At 37.5% G+C, this 19,325-nt stretch carries 20 protein-coding genes; 3 read left to right on the forward strand and 17 right to left on the reverse strand.

What is annotated here, in order from left to right; genetic code table 11:
- Window positions 1-13: 13 nt before the first annotated feature.
- A complete protein-coding gene (locus EV201_RS08480; protein WP_130307158.1) occupies window positions 14-1,174 on the forward strand; it encodes a quinol:cytochrome C oxidoreductase in 1,161 nt (386 codons plus the stop codon).
- Window positions 1,175-1,197: 23 nt separating this feature from the next.
- Window positions 1,198-1,764: a c-type cytochrome gene (locus EV201_RS08485; protein ID WP_130307159.1), complete on the forward strand. Its 567-nt coding sequence runs from the start codon at window positions 1,198-1,200 to the stop codon at window positions 1,762-1,764.
- A gap of 57 nt (window positions 1,765-1,821) precedes the next feature.
- Here EV201_RS08485 and coxB read toward each other — a convergent pair whose 3' ends face one another.
- From coxB to EV201_RS08510, 5 genes are read right to left on the reverse strand one after another with little or no spacing between them, the layout of a single operon-like run.
- Window positions 1,822-2,763 (reverse strand): cytochrome c oxidase subunit II, encoded by a 942-nt coding sequence (gene coxB, locus EV201_RS08490; protein ID WP_130307160.1) that lies wholly within the window; start codon window positions 2,761-2,763, stop codon window positions 1,822-1,824.
- Between the two features lie 3 nt (window positions 2,764-2,766).
- Complete coding sequence (locus tag EV201_RS08495) at window positions 2,767-3,054, reverse strand: cytochrome C oxidase subunit IV family protein (RefSeq protein WP_130307161.1); 288 nt, start codon at window positions 3,052-3,054, stop codon at window positions 2,767-2,769.
- A gap of 10 nt (window positions 3,055-3,064) precedes the next feature.
- Entirely contained in the window at window positions 3,065-3,679 is a 615-nt protein-coding gene (locus tag EV201_RS08500; protein WP_130307162.1) for a cytochrome c oxidase subunit 3 family protein, read from the reverse strand.
- Complete coding sequence (locus tag EV201_RS08505) at window positions 3,672-5,282, reverse strand: cytochrome c oxidase subunit I (RefSeq protein WP_130307163.1); 1,611 nt, start codon at window positions 5,280-5,282, stop codon at window positions 3,672-3,674. Before EV201_RS08505 ends, EV201_RS08500 begins: the two co-directional genes overlap by 8 nt.
- 3 nt (window positions 5,283-5,285) lie before the next feature.
- The gene (locus EV201_RS08510; RefSeq protein WP_130307164.1) at window positions 5,286-6,068 is read right to left on the reverse strand and encodes an SCO family protein; all 783 of its coding nucleotides are present in this window, start codon (window positions 6,066-6,068) and stop codon (window positions 5,286-5,288) included.
- A gap of 329 nt (window positions 6,069-6,397) precedes the next feature.
- Here EV201_RS08510 and EV201_RS08515 point away from each other — a divergent pair, with 329 nt between their 5' ends.
- The gene (locus tag EV201_RS08515; RefSeq protein ID WP_207224418.1) at window positions 6,398-6,829 is read left to right on the forward strand and encodes a c-type cytochrome; all 432 of its coding nucleotides are present in this window, start codon (window positions 6,398-6,400) and stop codon (window positions 6,827-6,829) included.
- 58 nt (window positions 6,830-6,887) lie between these two features.
- On the opposite strand, the gene EV201_RS08520 is transcribed toward EV201_RS08515, so the two are convergent.
- From EV201_RS08520 to EV201_RS08575, 12 genes are all read right to left on the reverse strand, one after another.
- Complete coding sequence (locus EV201_RS08520) at window positions 6,888-7,151, reverse strand: SEC-C metal-binding domain-containing protein (protein ID WP_130307165.1); 264 nt, start codon at window positions 7,149-7,151, stop codon at window positions 6,888-6,890.
- A 129-nt stretch (window positions 7,152-7,280) separates the two neighbouring features.
- The gene (locus EV201_RS08525; RefSeq protein ID WP_130307166.1) at window positions 7,281-8,006 is read right to left on the reverse strand and encodes a sulfite exporter TauE/SafE family protein; all 726 of its coding nucleotides are present in this window, start codon (window positions 8,004-8,006) and stop codon (window positions 7,281-7,283) included.
- 33 nt (window positions 8,007-8,039) lie between these two features.
- Window positions 8,040-8,486 (reverse strand): FixH family protein, encoded by a 447-nt coding sequence (locus tag EV201_RS08530; protein WP_130307167.1) that lies wholly within the window; start codon window positions 8,484-8,486, stop codon window positions 8,040-8,042.
- Between the two features lie 18 nt (window positions 8,487-8,504).
- Complete coding sequence (gene ccoG, locus EV201_RS08535; RefSeq protein WP_130307168.1) at window positions 8,505-9,902, reverse strand: cytochrome c oxidase accessory protein CcoG; 1,398 nt, start codon at window positions 9,900-9,902, stop codon at window positions 8,505-8,507.
- A gap of 17 nt (window positions 9,903-9,919) precedes the next feature.
- Window positions 9,920-10,495: a cbb3-type cytochrome c oxidase N-terminal domain-containing protein gene (locus tag EV201_RS08540; protein ID WP_130307169.1), complete on the reverse strand. Its 576-nt coding sequence runs from the start codon at window positions 10,493-10,495 to the stop codon at window positions 9,920-9,922.
- A gap of 62 nt (window positions 10,496-10,557) precedes the next feature.
- Window positions 10,558-10,764, reverse strand: coding sequence for a cbb3-type cytochrome oxidase subunit 3 (locus EV201_RS08545; protein ID WP_130307170.1), 207 nt, complete (start codon window positions 10,762-10,764; stop codon window positions 10,558-10,560).
- 74 nt (window positions 10,765-10,838) lie between these two features.
- Window positions 10,839-12,983, reverse strand: coding sequence for a cytochrome-c oxidase, cbb3-type subunit I (ccoN, locus tag EV201_RS08550; RefSeq protein ID WP_130307171.1), 2,145 nt, complete (start codon window positions 12,981-12,983; stop codon window positions 10,839-10,841).
- Between the two features lie 39 nt (window positions 12,984-13,022).
- Window positions 13,023-13,238 carry a cbb3-type cytochrome oxidase assembly protein CcoS gene (ccoS, locus tag EV201_RS08555; RefSeq protein ID WP_130307172.1) on the reverse strand — a complete coding sequence of 72 codons (216 nt, stop codon included), beginning with the start codon at window positions 13,236-13,238 and terminating at the stop codon, window positions 13,023-13,025.
- 25 nt (window positions 13,239-13,263) lie between these two features.
- Window positions 13,264-15,753, reverse strand: coding sequence for a heavy metal translocating P-type ATPase (locus EV201_RS08560; RefSeq protein ID WP_130307173.1), 2,490 nt, complete (start codon window positions 15,751-15,753; stop codon window positions 13,264-13,266).
- 166 nt (window positions 15,754-15,919) lie between these two features.
- Entirely contained in the window at window positions 15,920-16,834 is a 915-nt protein-coding gene (locus EV201_RS08565) for a cytochrome c (protein ID WP_130307174.1), read from the reverse strand.
- Between the two features lie 14 nt (window positions 16,835-16,848).
- The gene (gene nrfD / locus EV201_RS08570; RefSeq protein WP_130307175.1) at window positions 16,849-18,189 is read right to left on the reverse strand and encodes an NrfD/PsrC family molybdoenzyme membrane anchor subunit; all 1,341 of its coding nucleotides are present in this window, start codon (window positions 18,187-18,189) and stop codon (window positions 16,849-16,851) included.
- Window positions 18,190-18,256: 67 nt separating this feature from the next.
- Complete coding sequence (locus EV201_RS08575) at window positions 18,257-19,192, reverse strand: 4Fe-4S dicluster domain-containing protein (RefSeq protein ID WP_130307176.1); 936 nt, start codon at window positions 19,190-19,192, stop codon at window positions 18,257-18,259.
- Window positions 19,193-19,325 lie beyond the last annotated feature (133 nt).

Below are 19,325 nucleotides of genomic sequence, written 5' to 3' on the forward strand. Positions count from 1 at the left end.
AAATCACAAGCTGATGGACACTTATATCTTATCTAAAAAAACAAAACAGATTTTCCTATCAATATCTGCAATAGGAATCTTTTTGATTGCACTCGGTTTTTTGTTTGAAAATCCCGGAAGCAAAAATGTTTGGATGAATATTTTGCTAAACAATCTATATTTCCTCTTTCTATCACTTTTTGGGGCTCTGTTTATTGCGCTCCATAAAATTGCTCATGCTGGCTGGCATGTAAGTTTAAAACGGATTCCCGAAGCTCTCAGCACCTTTCTCCCCTATTCTGCTGTTCTCATGTTTTTGCTTGTTTTCGGCATGCACGATTTATACCATTGGTCACTCCACGACCTGCAAGATCCTATAATTGAAGGTAAATCGGCCTATCTGAATCTACCATTCTTCTTTATCAGGATGGCTGTTTATTTCACCGGATGGATAGGACTGAGCTATCTGCTTCGTAAAAATTCATCGTCCCAGGATCTTTCAAATGATTCTAAATTTCACAAACAAGGTCGAATTTTAGCAGGCCTGTTTATGGCATTCTTTGCCGTGAGTAGTTCGACTATGAGTTGGGATTGGATTATGTCTGTCGATCCGCATTGGTATAGCACACTGTTTGGTTGGTTTGTTTTTATTGGACTCTTTGTATCAGGGGTAGCTGCCTTCATCCTAATTATTACCTTTCTCAAAGCTCAAGGTTATCTCAATTTTGTAAATAAAGAACACCTGCATGATTTGGGAAAATATCTTTTTGGCTTTAGCATCTTTTGGATGTACCTCTGGTTTTTCCAATACATGCTAATTTGGTATGGTCATCTACCCGAGGAAACAATCTATTTCGCACAAAGATTGCATGGGTTTCCGATCCTCTTTTTCACCATACTCATCTTAAACTTTCTCTTTCCGTTTTTAGCTTTAATGACACGAAACGCAAAACGCAATATCAAATGGCTAGCCTTTGTTGCCCTGGTCGTTCTGATAGGGCAATGGTTGAATCTTTATCTCATGTTAAGCCCTGGGATTTTAGGCAAAACTGCTCAAATTGGCTTATTGGAAATTGGAGGTGCATGTTTATATCTTGGAAGTTTTCTTTTTGTCGTCTTTAATTCTCTTTCAAAGAAACCATTGTTGTGCAAAAACGATCCTTTCCTTGAAGAAAGCTTTCATTATGAAACATAAACTGCTTACAAAAGATCTATATTATGCTTAAATTCAATTTGTATATCATTGTATTTTCCCTCGCAATTCTTTTCTTATCTGCATGCGATAGAGATCGGAATCACCCGGGGCATTCCTATTTCCCGGATATGGTAAAATCCCGTGCTTATGAAAGCTACTCAGAAAACCCAAATTTTGCAGATAGTTCGTCGGCACGTCTGCCTGTTGATGGAACAATTCCAAGAGGAATAATCCCATATAATGTCGAAAAGACGGATGAAAACAGAGCTTTGGCAGGAATTAACATGACAAACCCAATTGTTGTTAATGATGAAAATCTGAAACATGGAAAAGAACGTTTTGAAATTTTCTGCATGCCTTGTCATGGAGAACTTGGTAATGGGAAAGGATACCTGGTAACCAGTGATCGCTACCCTTATAAAGCTGCAAACTTATTATCTGATAAAATGAAAAAAGCGCCTGACGGAGAAATATTCCATGTGATTTCTGTTGGCTGGGGTGTGATGGGGGCACATGCTTCACAAATTAGTCAGGAAGACAGATGGCTTATCACAACTTACATCAAAAACAAATTACAGACAGCTGAATAAAAAAAATCATAGAGCCTATTCAGGTTCTATGATTTTGTTGTCTCTTTCTAACAATAATTATTTCAATGTCTTCATAAATTCAATAATTTCTTTGATATCCTCCTCTTTTAGTTCATTTTTATAAGAAAGCATCAACCCTTTTTTATAACCCTTTACAATATCATCGTTGGGGTTATATATTGAGTTTACGACATAGGCACTATCAACGATTTGTTTCCTTTCAACCCCATTGGTCAACACGGTTTCTTCAGATCCGAATAAGCCTTTCCAACTCGGTCCAACTATTTTAGAACCATCCAAAGAATGACAGGCCAGACAACCATTCATTTGAACAATTCTCAAACCAAGTGCTCCCGGTTTATCAGTTATTATAGGGGCAACAATTGTTGTATCAATATACCATTTATCAAACTTATCAGAGTCCATCACAACAACAGATGTTGTCATCGATGAATGAGAAAGGCCACAATACTCCGTACAGAACAAATCAAAGTCACCTTCCCGTCCTGCTTTAAACCACATAAATTGATCTTTACCCGGGACCAAATCCTGCTTCAATCGAAAAGCAGGAATATAAAGACTGTGTATCACATCCAATGCAACCAAATCTAATTTTACATCCCGATCTTTAGGAACATAAAGCGTATCGGTTACTTTTCCATTCTCATATTGAAACTGCCAATGCCACATACGTGCAATACTCTTTATTACGAATGCGTCATCTGGCACTTCTTTCATGGGCTTATAGCCCATCCATCCAAAATAAAACATGACCATAACCAAAGCTGTTGGAATCAATGTCCATATAATTTCGAGCATTGTATTTCCATGAATTTGTTCTGCTTTAGGATGCTTCGATTTTCTATATCTATAGACAAAATAGATCATTGTCGCCGTTATCCCAATCAAAAAGAAAGAGATTATCGCAAAGATGACAACAAAAGTTGTGTCGACTCCTTTTACAAAATTGGATGCATCAGCTATTTCTTTTGAAAACATAGGCTATCGGTATAAATAATCTAAAAACGTAATGGTAATAACAGACACAATTAACAGAACAATCCCAGCCATCATAATAGTATAAAACTTCTTATCGAACTTCAGGTGCATAAAATACATCAGAACCAAAATGGATTTTAGGCATGCAAAAATCAGTGCAGCAGTAACCGAATACACACCCAAATCGTATTGGGTTATGGCTACAGAACTAAAAGTGAACACAAGTAGTAGAAGTAAAACCACAACGAAGGTTTTGTATTTTACAATGTGAGTATGTTGAGCGTTTTCCATGATGCCGGTTTTAGGTAATGAGATAAAACAAGGGAAATAAAAAGATCCAAATCAGATCGACCAGATGCCAATACAAAGCTGAATTCTCTAAAATCACGTAATCGTCATGTTTGACATCTTCGGTTTTAACCAGCCACATCACATAGGCAATAAATGCAACTCCAATAATAATATGAAGTGCATGCAAGCCTGTCATGGCATAATACAAACCAAAGAACAATATCTCTCCCTGACTGCTTTGATGAAGAATTTCGCTCCCCGGAAAAATACCATGAGAGATCTTCCCCGACCACTCAAAATATTTGTTCACCATAAATGCGAGAGCAAGGCAAACCGTAATTCCCATAAGAATCAAGGTCAGTCTTTTATTTTTCAGCTGAATGGAAGTAACAGCCATAGCAATGGTCATACTGCTCACCAAAAGAATAACTGTATTGGCAGTCCCAATAAAAATATCTAATTCTTCAGCAGCCAAATGAAAGGCCATCGGATTTAAATATCGATATATCGAATAGACTATAAAAAGACCACCAAAAAGCAAAAGCTCAGTGAAAATAAAAATCCACATGCCCGTTTTGGCACCTTCATCGTCTCTGTGTTCGTCAATATGAGCGTGATCAGTCATAATCATAAGGATCTTGAGTTACAAGTGGGATTTCGTCGAAATTTTCAAGGCTAGGAGGGCTATCCACCGTCCACTCCAATGTTTTCCCTTTCCAGGGATCCTTTCCGGCTTTAGCACCATGTCGGGCAGACCGCACTAAATTGGTAATCAAAATGATCAAACCCGATATCATAAGCATAGCTCCCATTGAGGAGACAATATTGGGGCCGTGAAATCTTTCCACATAATCGTAATAACGACGAGGCATGCCCGTTATGCCAAGATAAAACATGGGTAAATACAGCGTATTAAAGCCCGTAAAAAAGATAGCTAAACCAATATTAGCCCAGGATTTATCATACATACGCCCAAACATCTTAGGAAACCAGTAATGTAAAGCCCCAAAAAAAGCAAAACCCGTTCCTCCAAAAACAATATAATGAAAGTGTGCCACAACAAAAGCTGTATCATGCAAATGAACATTAGCCGAAAGAGCTCCCAAAACCATCCCTGACAAACCGCCAATCATAAAAACAAACAAGAAACAGAGTGCCCATAAAAAAGGTGTTTGTAAATCGATAGATGCTTTATGAAGCGTAGCGACCCAATTGAAAATTTTAATGGCACTGGGGATAGCCACAAGAAAGGTTAAAATTGAAAACGTATAAAGTGCGACCCCACTCATTCCTGAGGTAAACATATGATGCCCCCAAACAAAATAACCAACAAAAGCAATAGCAAGAGTTGAAACAACAATGGCTGTATATCCAAAGATGGTCTTGCGTGCAAATGTTGGGATAATCTCAGATATCACCCCCATTGCAGGCAAAATCATAATGTACACCGCCGGATGAGAATAAATCCAAAACAGATGCTGGTAGAGAATAGGATCACCACCCAATGCCGGATCGAAAAATCCGATTTGCAACGTTCTTTCCAGAACAACCATCAATAAAGTAATGCCAACTATTGGTGTTGCCAGAACCTGAATCCAGGCTGTTCCATATAATGCCCATGGGAAAAGGGGCATTTTCATCCACTTCATTCCCGGGGCTCGCAAGCGATGTATGGTTACAATAAAATTAATTCCTGTTGCGATGGATGAGAAACCTAAAACAAATGCCCCCGTAACAGCAGGTAACATATTAGTTCCCGTTTTAAAACTATAAGGTGCATAAAAAGTCCATCCCGTGTCCGGTGGTCCATCACCTAAAAACTGAGATGAAAGAGCAATAAAAGCACCCACAATATAAATCCACCAGGAAAAAAGATTCAATTTTGGGAATGCGACATCTTTTGCCCCAATCAGAATGGGAAGAAAGAAATTACCAAAAACTGCAGGTAAGCCTGGCACAACAATCAGAAAGATCATGGTAATACCATGAAGGGTAAAAAAGCTATTATAGGTTTGTGCTCCCATGATAGTTCTGCCCGGAGCAATCAACTCTAATTTCATCATCAAACCAAGCGTAGCGGCGATAGAAAAAAAGACAAGCATACTATACAAATACAAAAGCCCTATTCGCTTATGATCTGTAGAAAAAATCCAGGCAAATATGCCTTTAAATCGACCTTGATATTCCAGGAAACTCGGGGTAGGAGTCTGTTTCAGTGTTTCTGTCATAGTCTAATTCTTAGGGTAGTTTCTTTTTCGTGGTTTACGAATAATCAATATGAGGAAAACAACGAGTCCAAGACTCAAAATTAAAGTTCCACCCAAACGGGTTACATTTAGGACATAAGCTTTCCCAACAGGATCGTAGGAATAACAAAACTGAAGAATTTTATTCATTGTCGGGGCGGAATGCCCTTTAGATGCCTCGATCAAGGCCAATTTAAATTCAAAAGGTAAAAAATAGGTTCCGTTTAAGTATCGGGTAATTTTTCCATTCGGACTTAAAACAATAACTGCTGCGGCATGTGTAAAATCTGTCCCTGCTTTAATGTATTTAAAGCCAAGCGCTTCAGTCACTTTCGCTATATTCGCACTATCTGAGGTGAAAAATCGCCAGCCATCCTCTGTATTCTGATTCGTAATCAAACTCTGGTAATTCTTTTTCTTTTTGATAGCCAGATCAATTTTCTCACGTGGATCAAATCCAATTGTGAACACCTGGTAATCCTCTCCCAGTTTCATATCCAACTTTTGAATCACATCAGCAATACCATCCATCAAAGGGGTACAAATTCCCGGACATCTGAAATAAACAAAAATCAAAGCCGTCGGTTTATCAATCTGATCCTTTAAATTGACCATCTCTCCATTCTCGTTCATCAACTGAATATCAGATGGAACAAATTCATCAAGATGCTCTATAATTCCAACTTCTACTTTCTTCTCAACATCCTGACCAAACAAAATCTGCAAGTGTAGAAAACAGGCAAAAAATAACAAAAGTGATAATTTCATTTGAACTCCTCCTTGTATTAATACGATGAGATAATTGAATTAAAACTTGATTACCTTTAAATATAATAAATAATACTTGCAGCTGAAAAATAAATCACAACTACTTCTGAAACAAGACATAAAATAACATCAAAACCTATAATACATGCCTGTTTGAAATTCAAATTAAATTGATTATTATTTGCAATAATTTGCGGTATTATACCCTGTAAAGAATTTGAAAGATATAATCCAAACAATGAAAATATCAAAACCTTTATGGCAGCTATTTAAAGCACATTGGTATCAGAGAAAATCAACTTATTTTTAGAAATAAAACGCAATCTACAATGACAAAACTCAGATTCATATTTATTATCCTTTCGGTATTTTCAGTTTTTTCGTGCACCAATACTGAGAAAAAATCAATCACTACCAATAAGACAATCTCAAAGCAGGAAATGGAACTGGGAGGGCAAATATTCAGGGCCAAATGTATGAACTGTCACAAAATAAACGGAGAAGGCCTGAAACGCACCTATCCCCCTCTAGCCAAGTCCGATTATTTGAAAAACAATATTGAAGATGCAGTTCGAATGGTTAAATTTGGGAGTAGTGAGAAAATAAAAGTCAATGGTGTGACATACCAATCGTATATGCCCGAGTCGGGACTCAGCGATGAGGATTTAAGACTGGTTTTTAATTACATCCTAAATTCATGGGGCAACGAATATGGCAACCTGGATCTCGAAACAATAAAAGCAATCAAAAAGAAAAGATAGAAAACAGTTTTGCAACTCTAATCTATCTTATGGTATTGACTAACTATAAAAATCGCGATCAGGTCTGAATCACACTTGGTTTAAACAATTCATGATTTTTGCGTATTTGTTTAACCGATAGAATCTGAAATGTTTCTTCTCCTGTAATTTCACTTATTTTACGCACTGCCCGTTTACTCGATTTGTAGTGTTTCGGGAAATGACAGCTTTTGTATTTTTTTCCACTATTACAATAACACTTCTCATTACGTTCAATTTTCACATAATAAAAATTTTCAGTATCAGAACGAAACAGGCTAAGGACGGCATCTAGAAAGTTCATAATATTTAGGTTTATTTGGGTTAATTCATTTCTTTAAATTAAGAGTAATCTTTAACAAAATCAAATAAAAAAAATGAGTCAAAACGGATTCTCCATTTTGACTCATTTTTTATTTATCTCAACTTTAGACTAATGACAACAGGATGGCACAGTCTCTTCCGCTTGTTCAACAGGAATTGTCATGGCTTTCTCCGGTGGACTTAAATAAGGAATCCCCAAGCTCAGTCCTCGAAGGATAAATAGAATACCTATAAATACAATGGCATATGGAATGACACGTGTCAGCTTTTTACGAAGCTCCACAGTAATCAAATTGCCAATTAATGATACAGCTAATAACATAGGAATGGTACCCAAGCCAAAAACAAACATAAATAAACTCCCACTATAAAATGAACCTGTAGCAATGGCACCCGCAATTGCAAAATAAACCAAACCACAAGGCAGCAGACCATTCAACAAACCAATCAGAAACAAAGAAAAATGACTGCTTTGTGTGAATAATTTTCTTAAACCAACTTTAACTTTGCCTACGAATCCAAATACGGATTTTTCAGTGTCGAATCTGTTTTTATACAGATTAGGTGCCAAAACAGATACAATCATGATAGCTCCCATAATAATGGATACCCATTGCTGAAAACCACTCATCACAAGTCCCTGTCCCAACAGACCAAAAACAGCTCCCATAAGGGCATAGGTAACGGCCCGACCAAGATTATAAATAAGTCCGCCTAATATTCGAATGAACCACGAATCCGTTTTCAATGGTATAGCCAAAGCAATAGGACCACACATCCCCACACAATGAAAACTACCCAAAAGACCAAGAGTCAGTGCTGATAAATAAATCATCTTATTATATTTTATAATTCATTGAGTCTAATATTACTTTGAAAGATAAATTGCTTCTTCCTGATAATACGCTTTATTCTGATGTGTCCAATCGATCTTCACCGCGTATCGCCCCTTAATCAATCTATCTGCATTAAATTCCTGAAGACCTGAAGCATCTAAATTAATGTCTGAACGCAAATCATGATCTGAATTTGATGGCCGATAAAAGATAACACTACCCATCACATCTGTTCTCATATTCTCAGGAAACTGAACTTTTATCATGCCCGCATTCTGAGAAATGACAACTTTGTCTTTCAAAGCCTGTGCATTTTTTATCTTATCAATCTGAGCCTGATATTTCATTTCCTGAGGATAATAATCCTTAGAAACCAAATTGATATCCTGGGTGGTACTGAAACCAACAAAACACAAAATACCAATCACATATACCGAAATAAACATAGCAAGTTTACTTCCCCAACTTAATTTTTTCATATCGTAAATTCTAGAATACTAATTAGGCCCCACAAAAGTTAGATCTACTTTTTCTATAAGTCTATCTTTTGCATAAACGCCAACTTGTATATGTGTCTTATCTGTTAATACAGATTTTTTGGGAAACTTAGCAAAGAATGTGCCTTCATGTATTGAACTTGCAGCTGCATTGAATGTTTCTCCAATAATCTGAATCTCTCCTTCCCCACCAAGAATCTTAAACTCGACAGGTAAATCTTCAGTTGTTTTATTCACAATTTTAAAACTGTACATATTGCTAATAATTCCTTCTGAGGGTTCCTGATACATCAGACCAGGTGTGCGTAGGATAATCGCTTCCAGATCGCTCCTTGAAGCAAACAAACCCACCACAACACAAAGCAAAACAGCAAGTACACTGGTGTAAGCAATCTTTCTGGCCGGCCATTTTTTCTTAATCCCTTCCGCAATATTTTTCTCTGAATCGAAACGAATCAAGCCCTTAGGCTTCCCTTGCCAAGCCATTACAGAATTACAGGCATCAATACAGGCTGTACAATTGATACATTCAAGCTGTGTCCCGTCACGAACATCAATTCCGGTTGGACACACATCAACACAATCATAACAGTCGATACAATCGCCCTTGTTCTCAGCTTCTCTATCCTCTCCAGCCTCCAGTGGAGCTCTCTCCTCACCTCGTTTGTAATCATAGGCTACCACAATGGTATTTGAGTCCAGTAAGACACCTTGCAAACGGCCGTAAGGGCAAATCATTGCACAAACTTGTTCTCTCAGTCTTGAGAAAACGAGATACATCACTGTAGAAAAAAACAATAAGGCAATAAATAGAATAGAATTACTTGATGGTGTGTGCCATAAATCAATTACAAAATCAACACCTCGTATATATGATAAAAAGGTACTCGAAATGGCCAGACAAATCAGGTAAAACAAAGTATGCTTACTTGTTTTCTTTATGAATTTCTCAGGATTCATTGACTGAGCATTCAACTTACGTTGTTGCTGAGGCGTTCCTTCGATCAAATACTCTATTCGACGAAAAATAAATTCCAGAAATACCGTTTGAGGACATGCCCAACCACACCAAATTCGACCATAACTAACCGTAAAGAGAACAATGAAAACAAAAAGAGTAATCATCGAAAAAAGAAAGATATGGAAATCCTGGGGCCAAAAATGAACCCCCAAAAGTATAAACTTTCTCTCAATGACATTAAGCAAAATCAAAGGATCCCCATTCAGCTTAATAAACGGAGTTACAAAAAGAATAGTCAATAAGAAGTAACTAACTAAATTTCGATAATTATATAACTTCCCCTTTGGCTGTTTGGCATACACCCATTGTCTTTTCCCTTTCTTATTTAATGTTGCGAGTTGGTCTCGATACGTATTATCCGAATTCAAGTTGGGCATTTCGCTTTTTTTATCTTTTATTTTTCTTGTTTGTACAATTCACCTTGAGCTGCTTTTGCATTGGGAGGATTGGTGCCATGCAAACTCATCACATAACTTGACACCTGCAACATCTGCTCAGGAGACAATTGATTCTGCCAGGCTAACATCCCCTTTAAAGGTTTCCCTTCTTTAATTATCTTATAGATATCTTCAAGGCTACCACCATTCAACCAGTAATCGTCTGTTAAGTTTGGTCCAATAGCATTTCCCTCTCCCAGGGTAGCATGACAAGCAACACAGTTTTTATCATATATCGCTTTACCAGCGGTAATATTCTTTGCATCCGTCATCAACACCAAGGAATTTTCATCAAATGTTGGTTTGGGTTTATTTGCTTCAGCTAAAGCCATCTCTTTATTATATTCAGCAATTTGAAGATCATCTCCAAAAACATGATAGCGGAACATATAAACGAAAGCAAATATGATGGTTACATAAAACAAATAACGCCACCAGGTTGGCATCGGATTATTTAGTTCACGAATGCCATCGTAATCATGATCACTCATCAAGTGTTCATTTTCTTCAAGAAATTTATCATTTTTTTCCATTACAGAAGATTTTTATAATGTCTTAAATCGTTTTAGATATTGAATTACAAAGCAACAATTCATCAGATATTGGTACCTGACTGATCCGAAGAATTGATTCCGTCATCATCAAGAGCATAACTTTTCATATCATTGAAAAAGTTTTTATTACTCTTTTTGAAAGTCCACCAAATCATTCCTATGAAAAAGGTAAAGAAAATAATTAGCGAGATGCTGGGATAAAGACCAACATCTGAAATGCTTTGTAAATAATGGCTGACTAGTTTCATAACTATAAAATTTAAAGGATAAAGGGTAAAGTAATATGTATCGACTTTCCCCTTTTTTCCTTATTTGCTTGATTTTATTTTTTCACTGAAATATCACGACCCAAACGCTGTAGGTATGCAATCACAGCAATAATTTCTTTCTCACTTGCAACTTCAACGCCATTTTTCTTCAGGTCAGCTGCAATCTCTTCGGCCTGCTTTTTCATATCTTCATGAGCAACAACATCATAATTGGCAGGATAAGGCGCCTTATCATATGGCACTCCCAACTTAATCATCGCACGAATTTTAGCCGACGTATTCGAAGTATCCAAATCATCCTTAATCAACCAAGGATAGGCTGGCATAATCGATTGGGCATTCATCTTTTGCGGATCGAGCAAATGATTATAATGCCATACATTCGTCTTATACATTTTTCCACCAGGAACACCTTCACGAGCCAAATCCGGTCCCGTACGTTTCGATCCCCAAAGGTGTGGATGATTGTAAACCAATTCACCAGCTTTCGAATATTCTCCATATCGTTCGGTTTCCGATCTAAATGGACGAATCATTTGCGTATGACAGGTATTACATCCCTCACGGATATAAATATCACGCCCTTCCAATTCAAGAGGTGTGTAAGGTTTCACACTTTCGATAGTTGGGATATTCGATTTCACCAAATAGGTTGGGATAATCTCAAAAGCACCCCCAATAAGTATAGCTACAGTAGCCAAAACCATAAATTGAACAGGTCGACGCTCCAACCAACGATGCAATCCTTCGCCTCGAGCACGTTTTGAAGAAGTCACAAGAGCTGGTGCTGAAGCCTCTTCGTTATCAGCACATTTACCCGATGCCGCAGTTTTCAATAGATTATAAACCATCAGGAATAAACCTGCGAAATAAAGAAGTCCTCCCAGAATTCTAACGTGATACATGGGTAATATCTGGGTAATCGTTTCTAGAAAGTTTGGATAAGCTAGCAAACCATCCGGTGTAAATTCTTTCCACATCAGAGTTTGAACGATAGCGCCCCAGTACAAAGGCAAAGCGTAGAAAATAATTCCTAAAGTTCCAATCCAAAAGTGAGCATTTGCTAATTTCTCAGAATACAACTTGGTTTTCCACATTTTTGGGAAAAGGTAATACAACATACCAAAGGTTAAGAAACCATTCCATCCTAGAGCTCCAATATGAACATGAGCAATATTCCAATCCGTATAGTGGGTTAATGAATTCACCCATTTCAAAGACATCATTGGGCCTTCGAATGTAGACATACCATAAGCGGTTACCGCAACAACCATAAATTTTAAAGTGGCATTATCGCGAACCTTATCCCAGGCTCCTCTCAATGTCAATAATCCGTTAAACATACCACCCCACGATGGTGCAATCAGCATGACAGAAAAGACAACACCCAACGACTGTGCCCAATCAGGAAGAGCCGTATAAAGCAAGTGGTGAGGGCCAGCCCAGATATATAAGAAAACCAATGCCCAAAAGTGAATAATAGATAATCGATACGAATAAACCGGACGATTAGCCGCCTTAGGCAAAAAGTAATACATCAATCCCAAATAGGGTGTTGTTAGGAAAAACGCAACAGCATTATGACCGTACCACCACTGAACCAAGGCATCCTGAACTCCAGCATAAACCGGATAAGAATGCAACCAGCTATATGGAATCTCAATAGAGTTACCAATGTGAAGTACAGCAACAGTTACGAAGGTTGCAATATAAAACCATATGGAAACATAAAGATGATCGGCTCTGCGTCGCAGAATGGTTCCGAACATATTCCAGCCAAAAACAACCCAAATAATTGTAATCGCAATATCGATAGGCCACTCCAATTCGGCATATTCTTTACTGGTTGTGATACCAAGTACAAAAGTTATAGCAGCTGATACGATAATGGCCTGCCAGCCCCAGAAATGGACCCAACTCAACTTATCGCTAAACATACGAGCCTTTAACAGACGCTGAAGCGAATAATAAACTGCAGCAAATATTCCATTACCTACAAAGGCAAAAATCACTGCATTGGTATGAATGGGTCTGATTCGCCCAAAAGTTGTGTAAGCCAACTTGAAGTTGAAAATGGGGAACGCTAATTGTAAAGCAGCCAAAAGACCGACCAACATCCCGACCACACCCCACAATATTGTGGCGTAAGCAAAATATTTGACGATTTTGTTATCGTACGAAAAATGTTGTGTTTCCATGTATGTTATAGCTTAATAAATTTACGAATGAATTCTATTTTAGTCTTCTGAAGATTTTGATTCTGTTTCAGTCTCTTCTGTATTTTTGGTTTTTATTTTTTCTTGATCTTTAAGTTCTTCATCATCGAATAATATCCGAACCGAAGGCGAATAGTGATCATCATATTGTCCCTTCTTTACTGCCCACAAAAAGCCTATCAGGAAGCCTCCTGCAACAACCATACTCACCGCTATTAAAACAAATATTACACTCAAATTTTTATTTTTTAACTCTATATAATTAAACAGTCTCAACTAAATTGTCACGTTCTTTTCTTATTGTTTTAAGCTTGCTTAAAACATTCTTCTCATCTGTAATCAGATTTTCAGTCTTATTTCTGGCTAAATAACTGGTTGTTAAACTTGCAAAAGCCACAACCGATATGGAACTAATTGGCATCAACAATGCCGCTACTATTGGAGACAAAAGCCCCTGAACGGCAAAGAATAATCCAAATATGTTATAGGAAAAGGATAGTAAAAAGCTCAGTTTAACAACCAGCAAACTTTGTTTCGATATTTTCAGGAATCGCTTCAATTCCTGAAATTTCGAAGCCTTAAGTATGGCATCACAAGCTGGGGAGAAATGATAAATATCATCAGCAATGGATATCCCAACATCACTCACCTTTAATGCACCAGCGTCATTTAAGCCATCACCAATCATTAATATCCTCTTATTTTTACTTTTAAGTGCTTGTATGTATTCCAATTTATTTTGGGGAGACTGATTGAATAACAAATTCGAATTTTCAGGAAAAATATGCTGCAGATTTATCTTCTCAGCATCGTTATCACCGGAGAGAACATGAAGTTCGTAATCAGAAGACAAAGATGTTATCATCTCCTTCAGACCAACACGATATTGATTGCTTAAAACAAAGCGCCCCTTCACCTGACCATCAATAGAAACATACACTTCCGTTGAGCCGGATTCTTTTTCGACTTTTGAATCAAACACAAAGCTGGCTGAGCCAATTTTAACTTGACGACCTTCTACAATCCCTAATAATCCAAGAGAAACAGACTCTTTAAAATCAATGACTTTTTCAGATGAGTAAGCTTTTAAATGCTCGTACAGGATTGTACTCAAAACGTGTGAAGAATGACGAGACAATGACTTCACTGCATTATAATCCTGAACCGATAAAGCGTCTCCTTCAAACTTAACATTCACGGCATCAGCCTGAGTAATCGTTCCGGTTTTATCAAAAACGATGGTATCCACCCCACTCAAAGCCTCAACAATATCAGCCCCCTTCAGATAAATTCCTAAACGACCCAGCATACGCATTGTATTCCCCAATGCAAATGGAGAAGAAAGCGCTAAGGCACATGGACAAGCCACAATTAAAACTGAAGTAAATGCAAATGGCGCTTTTGATGGATCATTTAATAACCAATATAAACCGGCTAAAGCACCAATAGCAATTATGGTCAGAGTAAAATATTTACTAATTTGATCTATTAAGGAATTCAGCTTTGAGAAATAGATTTCTTTCTCTTCTGATTGATTCCAAAGTTGTGTAAGACGGGATTGAACCACCTCCTTTTCGATGCACATCTCAATAGCGCCACCAACTTGTTTACCGCCTGCAAACAAATGATCACCAATCTTTTTTGAAACAGATCGGGATTCACCTGTCACAAAGCTATAATCAATTAAAGCATCCCCTTTGGTCAGAATGGCGTCAGCAGGTATCAATTCCTGATTTCGAATCAGAATTAGATCTCCCTTTTTCAGTTTATTGATTTGAGTGCTTTCCTCATTGCCATCTACAATTTTACTAACAGCAACGGGAAAATAGGAGCGATAATCACGTTCGAATGACAAAGCCTGATAACTTTTGCTTTGATACCACTTACCAATCAGTAAAAAGAAGATTAAGCCCGTCAGAGAATCCATATAACCGGAGCCAGTACGAGTGAAAATTTCAAAACAAGATTGAATAAAAAGAGTGATAATCCCCAAAGAAATGGGCACATCGATATTGATAAACTTGTGCTTTAACCCTTTATACGCAGAAATGATATAATCACTTCCACTATAAAATAAGACGGGTAAAACGAGTAGAAAATTCATCATTCCAAAAAAAGATTTGAAATGCGTCTCTAGATATTCCGATCCAGGTACATATTCAGGAAGGCTCAAAAGCATAATATTCCCAAAACCGAAACCCGCTACACCAATTTTATAGAGGAGTTTTTTATTGGCATCCTGATTCTTTTTTTCCTGTAGGTTATCCAATGTAATCTCTGGAATGTAATGAATAGATGCCAAAAGTTCAGCTAACTGACGAAGGCTTAATTCGCTGGAATCAAAAGTAACAGCAACTTCCTTTTTGACAAAGTTAACAGTTGATTTCAACACAGCCTTATTCAGTACATGAAGATGCTCAAGCAACCAAATACAGGAACTGCAATGAATACCTGGAGTATACAAACTCACCTTACGTATCGAATCTTCAGAAAATTCATACAACTGATTGGCAATCTCTTCTTCATCAAGAAAAGCAAACTTTGCTTTGAATTTTCCATCTTCGATTTTAATACCCGGAGTCGATTCTATAGAATAATACGAACACAGCTCATTCTCGTTCAACAGTTGAAAAACAGTAGAACAACCTGAACAACAAAAGGGCTTTCCATCCCAAATGACAGGATGTTTACCACAATCATCACCACAGTGAATGCAGGCTTGATTTTTTGTATCTTCAGCTATTTTCGTCATATTGCAGACTTATAAGTCTTAATATCAAACAATGTTCTCAGATTCAACTCTAATTTATATTATTGCGGGCATTACGCTTGCTCATTTTTTATTCGGAATCGGTTTTTTACTCTACAAACTGGGCTTTGGCCCCAGGAAAAACAAGACCGATAAAGAGTAATAAATCTTATTTTGATTTTACACGCATTTTAGACAACTGGAAAACCTGAAAAAGTACAAGGAAGATAACACCCCAAATTCCAATAACTCCCAGAATATAAGTGGCCATAATCCAAATAGGCGCATTGGCACGGGTTCCCCACATTGCTCTTTCACTAAGAATATTTTTAGGATTTGTAGGAACAGCTATTGAGACAACACGTTTCTCCTCAATTGGTCCATAATTCTCTTCATCCGTAATTTTCACGAGTAAATTTGCCTGACCTTCTCTATCTCCTGGTAAGTCTGTAGGAAATTGAACAATTAATTGTCCTTTTTCATCCGTATAAGCCTCCTCACCTGAAATATCTAATTGACCAAAAGCTCTTTTTACAAGAAAACTCAATTCGATTCCTTGTAGTCCGACACGTTTCCCATCTTTTTTAAGACCCGTTAATTGTGCAATCAATTTTTTGTGTTCTGGATCGATATCAAGATCAATTTTGACATCAGTAACCTCAGGATTCACAATCTCCTTAGCTACAACAGCTTCCCTTTTAGTCTTATCCAACGAACGCAAATAAGTAATAACCATCCATTTACTCTCATCATTCAACGTTTTATCGAAAGTTGGCATAGCTCCCTTTCCGGTTCTAATCTTGTGAAAAATTTCACCATCAGTCTGAACGAGAAAATTTTGAGACCCCAAATCAGTTGGAGGGGGTTGCAAAGGCAATGCATTCCCCTTACCCGGATCACCATGACAGGATTTACAGGTCGTTTGAAATATTTTTTTCCCGGCACTGATATTTCTCTTAGTCAGCTCGTATGGATTCTGTTTCTTTTTTGCCGAAGCAGGTACATCCCAGCCTTCAGCACAAACGGTAGCTGATAAGGACAGTACAAGAATAATGGTCGCTAATATATTGAATGTATTCTTCATTATTTCGTGATTTATTAATCTTCAATTTTATAATCGATTCCCTCTTTATCGGCAATTTCACAAATAGGAACAACTGGGAAAATTTTTGCCAATACAGTCATAATCAGCAAGGCTAAAGCAAAACTAAGAACTGTAATCGCGATTTCAATTGGAGTTGGAGCGTAATGCTTAAAATTAAAGGGCACATTCTGGATTGGAAGATGTGGGTGTAACATAGTAGGGATCACAATCACATAGCGCTTGAACCATGCACTTGCAAGTACAAATAATGAAATAATCATCAGTGGCAAAGGCTTACGAAAACGCTTATTTACCATTAAAATTACCGGTATAATATTCCCCAATAATTGCGAAGCCCAAAACATAATGGCCCATGAACCCACAAATAATTCCGTCAAATGCGTGTTATCACCTGATTTCATTTTATAACCAGGAACAAGGAACTCATTAATATTGAAGTAGATGTAAACCAAACAAACAGCTACCATCAACTTCCCCATTTTATCAAAATGCAAATCGGTAAGGTAGTCTTGCAATTTATAATTCACTCTAAAAAAATACATGGCTATTACAAGACCAGCTGCACCTGCAACAAACGCCCCGGCGACGAAATAGGGGCCGAAAATTGTTGTATCCCAACCATTACGTAAAGTCGCAGCAAACAACCATGAAGTCACGGTATGAATGGCCAAACCAACGGGTACAATTAAAACCATAAGGGTGCGAACCATTCTGTGAAGGTGTTTGTGCTGTTCAGGCGTATTGGTATACCCAAACGATAGAATACTGTATACTTTCTTTAAAAGAGGAGATGTATTCTTCATTTCCTTTTTACAAATAGCCAAATCAGGAATCATGGGCAGAATCAACAGTAGCAAACTAATAACTAAATATGTCGTAACAACAGTTACATCCCACAGAATCGGAGATTGAAAACGACCATGAATAAAAACATTAAGTAAACGATCAGGACGTCCCATATCTAAAACGATAACTAAACCTGCCACAGCTACAAAAGCAACGGCTATAATCTCTGCTATCCTGGAAATGGGTGCAATCCAATCAACCTTAAGCAAACCTAATATTGACGAGATTAACATACCAACCAAACTGACGGCAACAAAAAACACGAAGTTCGCAATATATAAACCCCATGAAACGTAATCCCGCATTCCGGTTACACCTAAACCATCGCGGAGCTGCACGTAATACGCCCAACCACAAACCGCAATAACAGCAATTAAAAAAACGATCCACAACTCCAGTCCTCTATGCGTTTGCATCGGACGAAGAACATCTTGTTTTATTTTCTCAAACGAAAGTGTTGTTTCTTTCGGTTTCGTATTGTCATTCATAAGTAAAATGATTTTCTATGAATATTACATCTTAAAATATAATAGTATGGTCTATTTCCGACTTGTATTAATGAAGATGTTCTTCATTTAATAAATCACCGTTGAATTCGAAAGCTCGGTCTTTCGGTGGCAAATAATACACGCGGGGTTTAGTTCCTAATTCTTTCATAAGAGTATAACCGGCGTTATCCTCAATCAATTTAGAAAAACGAACCGTAACACCCGTTGTTCCGTTTGTAACAGCATCTTCATTTCTATCTCCAAAATAATAAACGCCATTTGGACAAGACGAAACACATGATGGCAACTTATCTTCACGAAGACGATCTGCACTAAACAAACATTTACTTACGGTACCCTTCTTTTGTGGAACATTGGCTTCAATATTGTAAGTCAAGTCCTTATATTTCTCAGAATCTTTAGGTTCAGTCCACTGGAAAATACGTGCAGAATATGGACAAGCTGCGATACAAAAACGACAACCAATACAACGCTCATTATCAATCAATACAATACCATCCTGACGCTTAAATGTTGCATCCACCGGACAAACTTTTGTACAAGGCGGATTATCACAATGCTGACAAGGTTTTGGCATAAAATAAGGAGCTGTGTGCTCGGAATCCTGCATCTGCAAAACATTAATATGATGCTGATCAGCTCTGAGTTGGTGGTGATTTTGACAAGCATCCATACACTTGCGTGCATTTCTACATTTACTCAAATCAATAACCATTACAAATGATTTGCCTGCAATTCCTTCTCGTCCTCTTTTTTGAAGTTCAGTAAGAGGTTCAGTAACAGTTGGACGGAGTTGATTTTTATCAACCTGAACCAATTGCCCATCTGCAGTCAGTAAATTAACCATTTCTTCAGGTTCTTTGGCTGCGGCTTTTGCGGCACCTAATAGCGAAAAACTACTTACAACCCCTGCTGCGCCAACGGTAACTCCAAAACTTTTTAGAAAATTTCGTCTACTCTTGTCGGAAGTTTTTTGTGTCATATCTCAAGAATTTGCTCAGTCACGATATGATAACATCACGCTTTGATCTTCCATATCGAATTGACAAAAGGTGTATTTCTACACTTCATACATTAATACTAATATCCTGAAAACCAAGCCACGATAAACATGA

This window comes from Ancylomarina subtilis, from assembly GCF_004217115.1.
In the GTDB taxonomy this organism is placed as follows: Bacteria; Bacteroidota; Bacteroidia; order Bacteroidales; family Marinifilaceae; genus Ancylomarina; species Ancylomarina subtilis.

Excerpts from the sequence above, each read along its gene's own strand:
- EV201_RS08540 (WP_130307169.1), bottom strand. The coding sequence starts at position 10,495 with ATGGAAAAAAATGATAAATTTCTTGAAGAAAATGAACACTTGATGAGT.
- EV201_RS08520 (WP_130307165.1), bottom strand. The coding sequence starts at position 7,151 with ATGAACTTTCTAGATGCCGTCCTTAGCCTGTTTCGTTCTGATACTGAA.
- EV201_RS08480 (WP_130307158.1), top strand. The coding sequence starts at position 14 with ATGGACACTTATATCTTATCTAAAAAAACAAAACAGATTTTCCTATCA.
- EV201_RS08530 (WP_130307167.1), bottom strand. The coding sequence starts at position 8,486 with ATGAAAAAATTAAGTTGGGGAAGTAAACTTGCTATGTTTATTTCGGTA.
- EV201_RS08525 (WP_130307166.1), bottom strand. The coding sequence starts at position 8,006 with ATGATTTATTTATCAGCACTGACTCTTGGTCTTTTGGGTAGTTTTCAT.
- EV201_RS08505 (WP_130307163.1), bottom strand. The coding sequence starts at position 5,282 with ATGACAGAAACACTGAAACAGACTCCTACCCCGAGTTTCCTGGAATAT.
- EV201_RS08565 (WP_130307174.1), bottom strand. The coding sequence starts at position 16,834 with ATGAAGAATACATTCAATATATTAGCGACCATTATTCTTGTACTGTCC.
- EV201_RS08510 (WP_130307164.1), bottom strand. The coding sequence starts at position 6,068 with ATGAAATTATCACTTTTGTTATTTTTTGCCTGTTTTCTACACTTGCAG.
- ccoG (WP_130307168.1), bottom strand. The coding sequence starts at position 9,902 with ATGCCCAACTTGAATTCGGATAATACGTATCGAGACCAACTCGCAACA.
- EV201_RS08545 (WP_130307170.1), bottom strand. The coding sequence starts at position 10,764 with ATGAAACTAGTCAGCCATTATTTACAAAGCATTTCAGATGTTGGTCTT.
- EV201_RS08575 (WP_130307176.1), bottom strand. The coding sequence starts at position 19,192 with ATGACACAAAAAACTTCCGACAAGAGTAGACGAAATTTTCTAAAAAGT.
- EV201_RS08560 (WP_130307173.1), bottom strand. The coding sequence starts at position 15,753 with ATGACGAAAATAGCTGAAGATACAAAAAATCAAGCCTGCATTCACTGT.
- EV201_RS08495 (WP_130307161.1), bottom strand. The coding sequence starts at position 3,054 with ATGGAAAACGCTCAACATACTCACATTGTAAAATACAAAACCTTCGTT.
- ccoN (WP_130307171.1), bottom strand. The coding sequence starts at position 12,983 with ATGGAAACACAACATTTTTCGTACGATAACAAAATCGTCAAATATTTT.
- EV201_RS08515 (WP_207224418.1), top strand. The coding sequence starts at position 6,398 with ATGACAAAACTCAGATTCATATTTATTATCCTTTCGGTATTTTCAGTT.
- EV201_RS08500 (WP_130307162.1), bottom strand. The coding sequence starts at position 3,679 with ATGACTGATCACGCTCATATTGACGAACACAGAGACGATGAAGGTGCC.
- coxB (WP_130307160.1), bottom strand. The coding sequence starts at position 2,763 with ATGTTTTCAAAAGAAATAGCTGATGCATCCAATTTTGTAAAAGGAGTC.
- EV201_RS08485 (WP_130307159.1), top strand. The coding sequence starts at position 1,198 with ATGCTTAAATTCAATTTGTATATCATTGTATTTTCCCTCGCAATTCTT.
- nrfD (WP_130307175.1), bottom strand. The coding sequence starts at position 18,189 with ATGAATGACAATACGAAACCGAAAGAAACAACACTTTCGTTTGAGAAA.